At 64.6% G+C, this 13,388-nt stretch carries 12 protein-coding genes; 3 read left to right on the top strand and 9 right to left on the bottom strand.

Translation table 11 applies throughout. The annotated features are described in order from the left end of the window. Positions 1-6: 6 nt before the first annotated feature. Positions 7-1,176, top strand: a complete 1,170-nt coding sequence (locus tag DU505_RS12570; protein ID WP_114479332.1) for an AraC family transcriptional regulator — start codon at positions 7-9, stop codon at positions 1,174-1,176. Between the two features lie 172 nt (positions 1,177-1,348). Then, positions 1,349-1,951, top strand: a complete 603-nt coding sequence (locus DU505_RS12565; RefSeq protein ID WP_220250667.1) for a DUF6448 family protein — start codon at positions 1,349-1,351, stop codon at positions 1,949-1,951. 63 nt (positions 1,952-2,014) lie between these two features. On the opposite strand, the gene cdd is transcribed toward DU505_RS12565, so the two are convergent. The 6 genes from cdd to DU505_RS12535 form a co-directional block, all read right to left on the bottom strand. Next, complete coding sequence (gene cdd / locus DU505_RS12560) at positions 2,015-2,422, bottom strand: cytidine deaminase (protein WP_114479331.1); 408 nt, start codon at positions 2,420-2,422, stop codon at positions 2,015-2,017. 8 nt (positions 2,423-2,430) lie between these two features. Next, positions 2,431-3,159 (bottom strand): purine-nucleoside phosphorylase, encoded by a 729-nt coding sequence (gene deoD, locus DU505_RS12555; protein ID WP_114479330.1) that lies wholly within the window; start codon positions 3,157-3,159, stop codon positions 2,431-2,433. Between the two features lie 10 nt (positions 3,160-3,169). Beyond that, positions 3,170-4,420, bottom strand: coding sequence for a phosphopentomutase (locus DU505_RS12550; RefSeq protein ID WP_114479329.1), 1,251 nt, complete (start codon positions 4,418-4,420; stop codon positions 3,170-3,172). After that, positions 4,417-5,766 carry a thymidine phosphorylase gene (deoA, locus tag DU505_RS12545; protein ID WP_114479328.1) on the bottom strand — a complete coding sequence of 450 codons (1,350 nt, stop codon included), beginning with the start codon at positions 5,764-5,766 and terminating at the stop codon, positions 4,417-4,419. The genes DU505_RS12550 and deoA overlap by 4 nt, the downstream gene beginning before the upstream one ends. Beyond that, positions 5,766-6,542 carry a deoxyribose-phosphate aldolase gene (deoC, locus tag DU505_RS12540; protein WP_114479382.1) on the bottom strand — a complete coding sequence of 259 codons (777 nt, stop codon included), beginning with the start codon at positions 6,540-6,542 and terminating at the stop codon, positions 5,766-5,768. Before deoC ends, deoA begins: the two co-directional genes overlap by 1 nt. A 79-nt stretch (positions 6,543-6,621) precedes the next feature. Then, entirely contained in the window at positions 6,622-7,896 is a 1,275-nt protein-coding gene (locus DU505_RS12535; protein WP_114479327.1) for a NupC/NupG family nucleoside CNT transporter, read from the bottom strand. A gap of 246 nt (positions 7,897-8,142) precedes the next feature. Here DU505_RS12535 and DU505_RS12530 point away from each other — a divergent pair, with 246 nt between their 5' ends. Continuing rightward, positions 8,143-8,898 carry a DeoR/GlpR family DNA-binding transcription regulator gene (locus DU505_RS12530; RefSeq protein ID WP_114479326.1) on the top strand — a complete coding sequence of 252 codons (756 nt, stop codon included), beginning with the start codon at positions 8,143-8,145 and terminating at the stop codon, positions 8,896-8,898. 696 nt (positions 8,899-9,594) lie between these two features. On the opposite strand, the gene DU505_RS12525 is transcribed toward DU505_RS12530, so the two are convergent. The 3 genes from DU505_RS12525 to ubiT form a co-directional block, all read right to left on the bottom strand. Then, entirely contained in the window at positions 9,595-10,353 is a 759-nt protein-coding gene (locus DU505_RS12525; RefSeq protein ID WP_114479325.1) for a ribonucleoside-diphosphate reductase, read from the bottom strand. Between the two features lie 174 nt (positions 10,354-10,527). After that, the gene (locus DU505_RS12520) at positions 10,528-12,639 is read right to left on the bottom strand and encodes an adenosylcobalamin-dependent ribonucleoside-diphosphate reductase (RefSeq protein WP_114479324.1); all 2,112 of its coding nucleotides are present in this window, start codon (positions 12,637-12,639) and stop codon (positions 10,528-10,530) included. Positions 12,640-12,704: 65 nt separating this feature from the next. Next, the gene (gene ubiT / locus DU505_RS12515; protein WP_114479323.1) at positions 12,705-13,187 is read right to left on the bottom strand and encodes a ubiquinone anaerobic biosynthesis accessory factor UbiT; all 483 of its coding nucleotides are present in this window, start codon (positions 13,185-13,187) and stop codon (positions 12,705-12,707) included. Between the last annotated feature and the right edge of the window lie 201 nt (positions 13,188-13,388).

The following is a 13,388-nucleotide window of genomic DNA, read 5'->3' as shown; positions in this document are numbered from 1 at the left end:
ACCACGATGTACCTGAGCCTGGCCGACATTCTGCTGCTGACGAGTATTCTGCAGTCGTTGGTGCTTGCTGGCTTCCTGCTGATGCCGGATAACATACGTCTACTCAGCAATCGCCTGCTGTTGGCGACAGTGCTTGCCTTTGCTGCCGGGCTGGCCGAGGTCTTCCTTTACAGCACGGGCCTGGCACAGCGCTTCCTCAACCTGGCCTACCTGGGCACGCTGATCGGCCTGCTGCAGGCCGGGCTGCTATTCCTTTATGCCAAGGCTCTGATGTACCAGGATTTTCGGCTCGTTAAAACACATTGGATCCACACTCTCCTGTTCTGGGTCGTCGGTGCCATATTCGTGGTCGAGTATTATCTTCAACCAGACGACCTGAAACGCCAGATACTGATGGAGCGGGATCACCCAGGAGTGTTGACCTCTCCGCTCATGGCGTCTGCAATTCACCTGGTCTTTCTCGGCTACCTCATCGCCACCATCCGTGAGATTCAGGCATTTGGCATGGGCGTGAGGCAGATATTCTCCAATATCGAGAACAAGCAGTTGGCCTGGCTACGCATTCTATTACTGGGCTATTCGGTTGTATGGAGCGTCAGCCTGTTCTACTGCCTGTCAGCTCATGTCTTCAAGAGCAGTGCCAGCGTGCAGTGGGTGTCGGCGGTTGGTGGCGTGACAGGTTTCCTGTTCATCAATTATCTACTGATACACGCTCTACGTCAGCCGCTCGTGTTCTCGGGACTCAGTGTGGAAGAATCACGCCTGCTTGCCAGCAGCACCGAGGCGGCAACGAACCCGCCTGCCAATCCCGCTCTGTTGTCGCAGCTCAACGACCATATGCGACAGGCCAGACCCCACCTAGACGCCAACCTGACCGTCGAACAACTCTCCCGCCAGCTTCAGGTGCCGACGCGGGAACTCTCACGAACCATCAACCAAGGTCTCGACAAGAACTTCTTCGAATTCGTGAGCGATTTCCGCATTGCCGAAGCTCGGAAACGCCTCCGTGCCGACCCCAGCCAGACCATCTTGCAGGTGATGTACGACTCGGGATTCAACTCGAAGTCAGTCTTCAATACGGCTTTCAAGCGCGCAACGGGCATGACACCCAGCCAGTTCCGTTCCCACCCGCCCCACGCCATTGATGACGCTTCTGATCACCCTCATGCTTCGTGACGTTCGACTTCACTCCGCCGCAAAAAAGAACCACTAAGCCATTGTTTTCATGTTTTTTTTAATTACGTTCGAGTGCCCGAGAACGAACGATGCTGCGACTGGAAAGACTTAGCATGGAACTACAGCTAAAGCACCAGCTCGGCTGTAAACCATGAACTCAGGAGCTCGCATCATGACCTTTCATCGATTTCCCTTGCGCAAGACACTACTCGGCATTGCTACCGTCTCAGCACTGAGCCTCTCTTTCGCTGGCACCGCCGTGGCACATTGTGATGCTCTCGATGGCCCCGTCATCAACGAAGCCAGAACCGCATTGAGTTCAGGCGATATCACACACGTCCTCAAGTGGATCCCCGCCGAGGACGAGGCCCGAATCGTGGCGGTATTTGACAAGGCCGTCGCGGTTCGCCAGAACGGTGACAATGCCCAGGAACTGGCCGACCGGCAGTTCTTCACAGAACTGGTAGAAGTCCACCGTGCCTCGGAAGGCGCACCCTTCACAGGCATCAAGCCGGCCGGTGAAATCGATCCGGCCGTTCAGCTGGCCGACAGGGCGCTGGAAGAGGGCGAGATCGATGCCTTCCTGGCCCGCATCGTCGACAAGTTCGAGCAGAATGCACGCTCTGCCTTCGAGGCTACCTTGGCGGCGAAGCAGCAGGCAGGCGATAGCCCCGAGCAAGGCAGGGAGTTCGTCGACCACTACGTGCAGTACGTGCACTACCTGGAGGACGTGCACAACGTCATTGCTGGATATACCAGTACTCACGATCACTGAAAACCAGCCTGAGATGCCGACGCTGCGATCAGGGGCGGCAAAGGCCCCTGGTCGCCCATCCCTTCATTGCCCCAGATTCTCCGGCCCGAAGGCATCGGGCAGCAGCTCGTCGATGGTGTAGCGCTTGAGCAGGCCGCCCTGGGCATCTAGCACCAGAATGCGAGTCTCGGCATCGGCGAACTCGCGGATGCGTTGGCGACAGTCGCCGCAGGGGGAGCAGAGGTGCTCACCGGGGCCAATGACAAAGACGCTGCGCAGGCGACGCTCGCCAGCGCTGACCATGGCGGCGATGGCCGAGGCCTCGGCGCACAGCCCCTTGTAGTGGGCCACCTCGACGTTGGCGCCGACGAATCGCGCGCCGCTCTCGCTCTCCACCATGGCGCCCACCGGATGCTGCGAATAAGGTGCATAGGCGTTATCGCGCACCGCGATCAATGTGCCAACGATGGCCGGGTCGACGGCGTCGCTCATGCCAAGGCTCATGCCGAAGCCCCCGCGTCGTCGCGCAGCACCGCTTCCAGCGCCACCTCGACCATCTCGTTGAAACTGCGCTCGCGTTCTTCGCTGGGCAGCGACTCGCCCTTGAGAATATGGTCCGACACCGTGCAGATGGTCATCGCCCTGGCGCCAAACTCCGCCGCCACGCCATAGAGCCCCGCCGCCTCCATCTCCACGCCGACGATGCCGTAGCGCTTCATCAATTCGAACAGCTCGCCCTGGGGGTTGTAGAACAGGTCCGCCGAGAACAGGTTGCCCACCTTCACCGCCACGCCCTGAGCCGCGGCGGCGTCGACAGCATGGCGGGTCAGCTCGAAGTCGGCGATGGCGGCGAAGTCGTGCCCCATGAAGCGGGTGCGGTTGACCGCCGAGTCGGTGCTCGCGCCGAGGCCGATCACCACGTCACGTACCGCCACGTCGTCGCGCACCGCGCCGCAGGAACCGACCCGGATCAGCCGCTCGACCCCATAGTCGGTGATCAACTCCTTGGCGTAGATGGAGACCGAAGGAATACCCATGCCGTGACCCATCACCGAGATCTCGCGGCCCCGGTAGCGGCCGGTGTAGCCGAGCATGTTGCGTACGCTGTTCACTTCGCGAGCGCCCTCGAGGAAGGTCTCGGCGATGTACTTGGCGCGCAGCGGGTCGCCGGGCATCAGCACGGTGTCGGCGAAGATGCCGCGTTCGCCCTGGATGTGGGGAGTCGCCATGTCGAGGCTCCTATGCAGCGAGAGGGTCGGTAGGGAGTGGCTTGGAAAGAAAGCTTTCACCGTCGGCCATGGGCTCGAGCCCCAGGTGGGCTGCCAGGCTCTGGCCGATATCGGCGAAGGTGTCGCGCGCGCCGAGGGAACCGGCAGGAAGCCCCGCGCCCAGGGCGAGCACCGGCACCCGTTCGCGGGTGTGATCCGTGCCGTGCCAGGTGGGGTCGCAGCCGTGGTCGGCGGTAAGGACCAGCAGGTCGTCGTGGCGCAGCTTGGCCAGCAGTTCGGGAAGCCTTGCGTCAAAGGCCTCTAGCGCGGCAGCGTAGCCGGCCACGTCGCGGCGGTGGCCGTAGAGGGTGTCAAAGTCGACGAAGTTGGTCATGACAAGCGATCGGCCGCTGGCTTCATCCAAAGCGGCCAGGGTCGCATCCATCAGCGCGTCGTGGCCGCTGGCCTTGACCGTGCGCGTCACGCCGCAGTGGGCGTAGATGTCGGCGATCTTGCCGATGGCGACTACCTCGCCGCCGTCGTCGACGAGCTTCTGCAGCACCGTGGCCGCGGGCGGCTCGACGCTGTAGTCGCGCCGGTTGGCGGTGCGAGCGAAGTCATCGGCGCTTCGGCCAACGAAGGGCCGCGCGATCACCCGGCCGATGTTGTAGGGCTCGAGCAGGCGCCGGGTGGTCTCGCACAGGGCGTAGAGCCGCTCGAGGCCGAAGGCCTCCTCGTGGGCGGCGATCTGGAACACCGAGTCGCCGGAGGTGTAGACGATGGGCTTGCCGCTGGCGACGTGCTCCTCGCCGAGCCGGGCGATGATCTCGGTGCCCGAGGCGTGACAGTTGCCCAGCACACCGGGCAGATTCCCCTCCCGAATCAGCGCTTCGAGCAGCTCGGTCGGGAAGCTCTCCTCGCGGTCGAGGAAGTAGCCCCAGTCGAAGCGCACCGGTACACCCGCGATCTCCCAATGGCCGGAAGGGGTGTCCTTGCCCGAGGAGATCTCCCGGGCGTTGCCGTAGGCGCCGATCACCTCGCTGGGCAACGTCACATCCTCGGCCCAGGCGCCGGTACTTTCGCGATGCGCATGAAACAGCCCCAGCCGCGCCAGATTGGGCAGCGCAAGGGGGCCTCTACGACCAACCCCATCGCACTCCCCCTTGGCGCAGGCGGCGGCGATATGGCCCAGGGTGTCGGCACCGGCATCATGGAAGCGGTCGGCATCCGGTGCGCCGCCGATGCCGAAGGAGTCGAGTACCAGTACGATGGCGCGGCTCATGGCGCCTCCCGACGAATCACGTCATGAATGAGTGTAGGCAATCTGACGTCACCGGCGGCGGCGACGTTCACTTCGATGGCGGCAAGCAGGCGCGTGGCGGCACGCTCTGCATCGGCTTCGCTTCGTGCATGCACCCAGGCCAGCGGGCGCTCGCCGTCGACCGCCTCGCCGAGGGCGGCGATGCCGGTCAGCCCGACGACATGGTCGATGGCGTCCTGCGGCGCGCGGCGTCCGCCGCCCAGCTCCACCACGGCGAGCCCCACGGCGCGGGTGTCCATTTGCGTGACCCGCCCGAGGCGCTCGGCATTCACGGGGCGCACGATGGGCGCCTGGGGGAGATAGCGGTCGTGGCGTTCGAGCAGGTCGGCGGGGCCGCCCAGGCCTGTCACCATGCGGGCGAAGCGCTCGGCGGCGGCGCCGCTGGCGAGCCTTCCATCCAGCAGGGCCTGGGCCGCTGAGCGATTCTCGGCCAGGCGGCCGGCCAGCAGCAGCTCGGCGGCGAGTCCGCGGGTCACCTCCAGCAGGCGACCATCGCGCACCTCTCCCGTGAGCAGGCGGATTGCCTCGCGCACCTCGACGGCGTTGCCGGCACAGGGCGCCAGCGGCTGGCTCATGTCGGTGAGCAGCGCCGTGGTCGGCGTGCCGGCGCGGCTCGCCACCTCGGCAATGGTGCTGGCCAGCTCGAACGAAGCCTCATGGGTGGGCATAAAGGCGCCGCTGCCGGTCTTGACGTCCATCACCAGGGCGTCGAGGCCGCAGGCGAGCTTCTTGCCGAGGATGGAGCTGACGATCAGCGGTAGCGACTCCACCGTGGCGGTGACGTCACGGATGGCATAGAGCCGCCGGTCGGCCGGGGCCAGCTCCGCGGTCTGGCCGACGATGGCCACGCCTGCCTCCTTGACCAGGGAGCGAAAACGCTCCCGCGTGGGCGCGATGTCGTACCCGGGAATCGCCTCGAGCTTGTCCAGGGTGCCGCCGGTGTGGCCCAGGCCGCGGCCGGAGACCATCGGCACATGGCCGCCGCAGGCGGCGATCCACGGCCCCAGCACCAGCGAGACGAGATCCCCCACGCCGCCGGTGGAGTGCTTGTCGAGTACCGGCCCCGGCAGGTCGAGGTCACTCCACGCCAATACTTCGCCGGAGTCCCGCACCGCTTCGGTCAGCGCTACGGTCTCGGCGGCGCTCATGCCGTTGAGGTATACCGCCATGGCCAGCGCCCCCACCTGGGCGTCGGAGAGGCTGCCGTCGCTGATGCCACCCACCAGCTCGCCGATCGCCTCGGGCGAGAGCGCCCCGCCGTCTCGCTTGGCGCGAATCAGCTCCTGGGGCAGTGTTCGAGAGCTCATCAGTAGCCTCCAGACGGCGCCTCGCCGGGTGTCTCGACGCCTAGTGTCGCCAACAGGATATCAAGCAGGCCCGAGGCGCCGAAGCGGAAGTGCGCCGGGGTGACCCAGTCCGGCCCCATCACCCGCTCGGCGAGCTGCAGGTAGGCGGCGGCATCCTCGGCGGTGCGTACACCGCCGGCGGCCTTGAAGCCCAGGTCTCTACCGCTCTTCTTGATCGCGGTGAGCAGGAGCTCGGCCGCTTCCAGGGTGGCATTGACCGTCACCTTGCCGGTGGAGGTCTTGAGGAAGTCGGCCCCGCCGTCGATGGCAAGCTCGGCGGCGCGACTGATCAAGCCCGCCTCCTTCAGCTCGCCGGTTTCTAATATGACTTTGAGCATGGCGCCGCCGCACTCGCGCTTGCAGGCGGCGACCAGCTTGCGGCCGACCTCGGCGTCACCCGCCATCAGCGCTCGGTAGGGAAACACCACGTCGACCTCATCGGCCCCGGCGGCGATGGCCGCGCGGGTCTCGGCCGCGGCGCGCTCGATGTCGGCCTCGCCGTGAGGGAAGTTGGTCACCGTGGCCACCGCCACCTTTCCGACCAGACCCTGTTCAGCCAGCGCCTCACGGGCGGTGGCTATGAAACTGGGGTAGATACATACCGCCGCCGGGTGTCCCGCCGACGTATTCGCCTTGCGGCATAGGGCACGAATGGTGGCCTCGCTGTCATTGTCGTTGAGGCTGGTCAGGTCCATCAGCGCCAGTGCCTGGCGTGCCGCCTGCTCGAGTTCAGTCATGTCGCTACCTGTGAAATCGGGTTCGTCGAGTACGCGTTCGTCGAATACAAGTTCGTCGAACAAGGAGGTGCACTTGGCATCATGTCATCGCACTCAGGGAGAGGAAGAAGCCGGCGATGGCGGCCGACATCAGGTTGGAGAGCGTACCCGCCAGCACCGCCTTGAGACCGAAGCGGGCGATGTCGTGGCGCCGGCTCGGGGCGATGCTGCCCAGCCCGCCCAGCAGGATGGCGATCGAGGAGAGATTGGCGAAGCCACACAGGGCGAAGGAGAGCACCGCCATGGTGTAAGGAGTCATCACTTGGCCGGTGGCGGCGACCACCTGCTCGCCGTCGAGGTAAGGGGCCAGGTTGATGTAGGCCACGAACTCGTTGACCACCAGCTTCTGGCCGATGAAGGAGCCGGCCAGGGTGGCTTCCTCCCAGGGCACCCCGAGCAGGAAGGCGAGCGGGGCGAACAGCCAGCCGAGAATCAGCTCCAGGCTCAGGGCTTCCATACCGAACCAGCCACCCATGCCACCCAGCATGCCGTTGATCAGCGCAATCAGCCCGATGAAGGCTAACAGCATGGCTCCCACATTGGCAGCGAGCTTGAGGCCCGAGGTAGCGCCGGCGGCCGCCGCGTCAAGCACATTGGACGGACGGTCTTCGTCTTCTTTCAGCCGCTCCTCGGCCTCGGACACGCTGTCTTCGGGTTCCTGGGTCTCGGGCATGATCAGCTTGGCGAAGAGCAGCCCACCCGGCGCAGCCATGAAGGAGGCCGCCACCAGATACTCCATGGGAATGCCCAGCGCCGCATAGCCCGCCAGCACGGAGCCGGCCACCGAGGCCAGGCCGCCGCACATCACCGCAAACAGCTGAGACGGCGTCATGCGGGCGATGAAGGGGCGCACCACCAGCGGCGCCTCGGTCTGGCCGACGAAGATATTGGCGGTGGCCGAGAGCGATTCAGTGCGCGACGTGCCCAGCACCTTCTGCAGGGCGCCGCCAAGAATGCGGATTACCCACTGCATGATGCCAATGTAATAGAGCACGGCGATCAGCGAGGAGAAGAAGATGATTATCGGCAGCACCTTGATGGCAAAAACAAAGCCAACATTATCCGCATCGGCCAGGCCGCCAAAGAGAAAGTCGATGCCGTCGTTGGCGTAGAGCACCACCTGACTGACGCCAGCCGAAATCGTCGCCAGCACCGCCTGGCCGAAGGGCACGTAGAGCACGAAGGCACCGATGCCCGCCTGAATGGCGAAGGCGCCACCAACGGTTCGCAGCCGGATCGACCGGCGCTCGGTGGAGAAAAGCAGGGCAATGGCGATGAGCGTCACCATACCGACCAGGCTCATGATGAGTGTCATGGGGATGTCCTTCCAGCCGTGCTGGGGGTGGGCTCGCCTGAGCAAGTCGAGCATCAAGGGAGAGTACGCCTGAGAAACTTATAACAAGAAATGTTATTTTTCCAACATTTCTTGCGGCAACGCCTGCCCGGGCAGACCTAGCCGTAGGTCTATCCCGGCACGCTAGAGTGGTAAAACGACACCCGCTGGCCCAGCATAGGGCCAAGCAAGGGAAACGGAGGGTGCGATGAAGAAGGAGCAGCTTCGATGAACGGCCGAAGCGCCATGCGCCTGGCACGGCTGCAGGAAGCCCTGGCCGGAGGGGGGACGATCCGCCTCAGCGAGGCGGCCCGCCTGTGCGGGGTATCGGAGATGACCATCCGCCGTGACGTGGCGGCCAGCGATGGTGCCATGGTATTCCTTGGCGGTCGCCTGGTGATGGCGGACAACCCGCACTACGCGCCGGTCTACAGCGTCGACGAACAGAAAGACAGCCACTTCCTGGCCAAGCGCCGCCTGTGCGAACGTGCCGCCGACTTCATTGAGGAGGGGGATACGCTGTTCATCGACTGCGGAACGACCCTGCTACCGCTGATCGGCCTGCTGGCCGGTCGCAAGCAGCTGACGGTGGTGACCTACGCGCTCAATGTAGCCAATGCGGTGAGCACGCTGTCAGACGTCCGGCTGGTCCTGCTCGGCGGGGTCTATCACGACGCGTCGCAGTCCTTCGGCAGCGACGGAATGGAGGAGGCCATCCATCGGCTGGGCATCAACCGCGCCTTCATCTCCGCCGCGGGCGTCCATGAGCAGAAGGGCGTGAGCTGCTTCCACTTCCATGAAGTCGCTCCCAAGCAGGCCGCTATCGCCTGTGCGGCCCAGCGCCTGCTTGTCGCCGATGAAAGCAAGATCGGCGTGATTCGCCCCGCCTACTTCGCCGGGCTGAACGATTTCGACGTCGTAATCACCGACGGCGACATGGCGCCGTCGCCGGAGAGTGGCGGCCCCAGGATCGTCGCCGCCTGACGGCGTCAGTCGCGATGCAGAGTCGGAGTGCCGGGCCGAGCGCACCAACAGCGACCCTCCCGCCAACGCCGCCACCCCGTTGTGGGAGCAGCTTCAGCTCGCGACTGGAGGCTGAAAGCCTCCCGGCGGTGTTGCCCAGCATTGGCGATAACCACTGCCCTTGCAGCCTCCGCCGGGCGCCTATCGGCGCCAGTCGCGATGGAAACCAGCGCTCCAACAGCGATCCTCTCCGCCAACGCCGCCACTCCGTTGTGGGAGCAGCTTCAGCTCGCGACTGGAGGCTGAAAGCCTCCCGGCGGTGTTNCCAACGCCGCCACTCCGTTGTGGGAGCAGCTTCAGCTCGCGACTGGAGGCTGAAAGCCTCCCGGCGGTGTTGCCAAGGCTGGCGACACCGCCAACGTCGGCGCCTCCGCAAAGGCGCCTGACGGCGCCAGTCGCGATGCAGAGTCGGAGCGCCGAACCGAGCGCTCCAACAGCGATCCTCCCTCCAACGCCGCCACTCCGTTGTGGGAGCAGCTTCAGCTCGCGACTGGAGGCTGAAAACCTCCCGGCGGTGTTGCCAAGGCTGGCGACACCGCCAACGTCGGCGCCTCCGCAAAGGCGCCTGACGGCGCCAGTCGCGATGCAGAGCAGCGCTCCAACAGCGATCCTCTCCGCCAAGGCGTCTGCTGAACCTTACGCGAAATCAGATAAGTTTTAGCCGCACTTGGACCAGCCACAGCCGGCATAGCAGGTCGGGCAGCCATCCATCATGATCAGCTCGCCGCGGCACTCGGGGCAGTGGCCCACTACCGTGGGGCCGTCTCCCTTCTCCTTATCCTGGGCTTGAGCCTTGGCCTGCTGTTCGGCTCGGGCCTCCTCCTCGAGGGTGGGCGGCTGCCAGGGGTGGCCATGGGTCAGGCGGTGAGCGTAGCGGCTGACCAGTTCCTCCACCGGCACCTGGTTGCCGTCCTGGTCGAGGAAGCCGCGGCGATAGAGAATTTGCTGGATCGACCAGGCGATGGCCGCCACTTCCGAATCATGGAACATCGGCTTGCCCCAGCGGTTCATGCCGCAGCGCACCAGGCCCTTGTCCCAGGCCACCTTGCGCAGGTCGGCCACCGCCTGGGTGACATAGCCACCGCGGGCCGCCAGCGACAGGCTGCGCATGGTGGCGGTGATCCACTGGTGCTCGCTTGAAAGCTGGCCCGAGGGGAAGAAGAACTCCACCGGGCGCTCGATGACCACCCGCTTGCCGTCGAGCACGCCTTCCACCGGCATGAAGGAAACCAGCAGGTAGACCTTCTTGCGCCCTTCGGCACCGACGTAGGAGATCTTCTCGGACACCGCCTCCAGGGTGCCCTCGGGACGTGACGGAATGCGCACCGTGAGCGGGTTCTCATCCGCGAGCGGTGCCTCCTCCACGGCCTTCTTGACGCTGTAGGAGACGATCTTGGACTTGATTTCGACGGCCATCAGCGGACTCCTCCGGAAATTGGTGCGTTAACGCTCGAGTGACGGTGACTCAGGACCGTCACGAGCGAAAGCGAGGCAAGGCGCAGGCTTTTGAGGAAGCGGAATTTACGAGCCGTAAATGAGCATTCCGAAAAAGACTGCAACGCCGCCTCGGCGAGCGCAGTAGGTCGTGACTTACCACTTTCCATAGGTGCCTTCCTTCAGCGCATCATAGAGGTTCGCCGCGTTGTGCTCCTCGCCGTCGTAGACGACCTTCTCGTTGCCGGCCAGCTCCAGCGTCTCGCCGTTCTCCAGCTCGAAGACATAGGTGGTGTTCTTGAGATCGTCCTCGCGCACCAGCACGCCCTGGAAGGCCTCCGGGTTGAAGCGGAAGGTGGTGCAGCCCTTGAGCTTGCTCTCGTAGGCGTCCAGGTAGAGATCCTGGAACTGCTCGAAGGGGAAGTCGGTGGGCACGTTGACCGTCTTGGAGATCGCCGAGTCGACCCAGGCCTGGGCCGCCGCCTGCACCGCCACGTGCTGCTTCGGAGTCACCGCATCGGCGGTGATGAAGTAGTCGGGCAGGTCGCTCTCCACCGCGTCGGCGGCGATGAAGTGGCGGTAGGCGGCCAGCTCGAAGGAGCACACTTCCACCTGCTCCTTGGTCTTCTTGCCCGACTGGATGACGTTGCGGAAGTAGCGGTGCGAGAACGACGGCTCGATGCCGTTGGAGGCATTGTTACCCAGGGAGAGGCTGATGGTGCCGGTGGGCGCGATGGACGAATGGTGGGTGAAACGCGCGCCGTGTTCGGACAGCGCCGCCACCAGCTCCGGCTCCAGCTCGGCGATCTTCTGCATGTAGCGGCTGTAGCGGGCGTGAAGGATGCGGCCAGGCACCTTGTCGCCCACTTCGTATCCGTCCTTGGCCAGTTCCGGCCGCTCGCGCAGCATCTTGGGGGTAATTTCGAAGTCCTCGGCCAGTATCGGCGCCATGCCCTTCTCGCGAGAGAGCTCCAGCGCCTGCTTCCAGCCCTCGAGGGCCAGGTTGCGGCTCACCTCCTCGGTGAAGGCCAGTGACTCCGCCGAACCGTAGGGAATCTTGAGCATGGTCAGGGTCGAGCCCAGGCCGAGGAACCCCATGCCGTGGCGACGCTTGGCCTCGATCTCCTTGCGCTGGCCTTCAAGCGGCAGGCCGCTGATCTCAACCACGTTGTCGAGCATGCGCGTGAAGATCGCCACCACCTTGCGGTAGCGGTCCCAGTCGAAGCGCGGCTTCTTGCCGAAGGGGTCGATGACGAAGCGCGTCAGGTTGACCGAGCCCAGCAGGCAGGCACCCTCCGGCGGCAGGGGCTGTTCGCCACAGGGATTGGTCGCCCGGATCTCCTCGCAGAACCAGTTGTTGTTCATGCGGTTGACCTGGTCGATCAGGATGAAGCCCGGCTCGGCAAAGTCGTAGGTCGACTTCATGATGGTGTCCCACAGCTCGCGGGCCTTGATCACCTCGACGATGCGACAGGCCACGCGGCCTTCGCCGTCGGTGGTGTAGTCCTTCTCGACCACCGGCCAGTCGCGATAGATGAGCTCATCCGGGCCCACGTCCTCCTTCTCACCGCCGTGCAGCGGGAAGGCCAGCGGCCAGTCGGTGTCCTGCTTCACCGCCTCGATGAATTCGTCGGTGATCAGCAGCGAGAGGTTGAATTGACGCAGCCGGCCGGCCTCGCGCTTGGCCTCGATGAAGCTGCGCACGTCGGGATGGCCGACGTCGAAGGTACCCATCTGGGCGCCGCGGCGTCCGCCGGCGGAGGCCACCGTGAAGCACATCTTGTCGTAGATATCCATGAACGCCAGCGGGCCGTTGGTGCCGGCACCGGCGCCGAAGACGAAGGCGCCCTTGTGGCGCAGGGTCGAGAACTCGTAGCCGATGCCGCAGCCCGCCTTGAGCGTCATGCCGGCATCCACCACGCTGTCGAGGATGTCGTGCATGGAGTCGCGGATGGTGCGCGACACGGTACAGTTGATCAGGCTCACCGCCGGCTTGTAGTCCTCGGCGCCGGCGTTGGACATGATACGGCCGGCCGGAATGGCGCCATTTTCCAGGGCCCAGCGAAACTTCGGCAGCCAGGCGTCGGCCTGGTCCCCTTCCACCACCGCCAGGGCTCGGGCCACGCGATCCCAGGTTTCGGTCACATCCTTGTCGACCGCCCGGCCATGGCGATCCTTGAGGCGGTACTTGGAGTCCCAGATATCACGGGAGGGCACCTGCAACGGAACCTCTTTGGATGTCTTGACGGCCTTGGTGGAAGTGCTCATGTCGGCTTATCTCCGCCTGCGTTGGCTGTATTCGTACAAAGAAAACTCAATAACAAAAGAAAAACTCAATCGTCGCGACGCGCCATTCGCTCCAGGTGCGCCAGCCAGTCCCCCAGCCGCCCCTGGGCCAGCCCCTCTTCGCGGCTGTCCAGCAGGTTCTTCACCATCAGCCCCAGCTCGGTGTCGCCCTCGATCAGCAGCCGGCGCTGAAAGAACAGGGCGTCGGGGTCCTCGCGACGTGTGGCGAGACACAGGAACTCACGCCAACCGCCACGAATGGTTGCTTCCCCGGCCTCGTGGCTAAGCACCAGACGCTGGTTCTCAAGGGTCAGCGTCAGAAGCACGCCCAGGTCGTCCAGATGCAGCGTGATGCGCCGCCCCTCCAGGGCATCGAACTCACCCTCTTCCAGGGGCTCGGCAAAGGTGCGATTGAGCACCGGTTCGATCACGTGTCGCTTGAGTGTCAGGGGCACCCGGGGGTCGATGGCACGTATCAAGCGGGTCGGGGCGGGCGGACGCGGCAGTAGTGACAAGGGCAACAGAAGCATTGCTACTCTCCAGTGGGATCGAGCCTGTGGAACGGGCGGCGGCCGTGGCGGCCGACGAACCGTCCATCCTAGGCACGATGCCGCACATCTGCACTGATATGTGTCAAGCTCATGCCAGTGCCCCGACCGAGGGCTTGAGTACCATATATAGCTCACGAGGTCTGATCAAGCACCAGATGTAGCGTTTATTTTCAACGCTAC

This window comes from Billgrantia montanilacus, assembly GCF_003336675.1.
In the GTDB taxonomy this organism is placed as follows: Bacteria; Pseudomonadota; Gammaproteobacteria; order Pseudomonadales; family Halomonadaceae; genus Halomonas; species Halomonas montanilacus.
The sequence above is the reverse complement of the archived record's forward strand: the minus strand, read 5'-3'. Positions and strand labels throughout refer to the sequence as shown.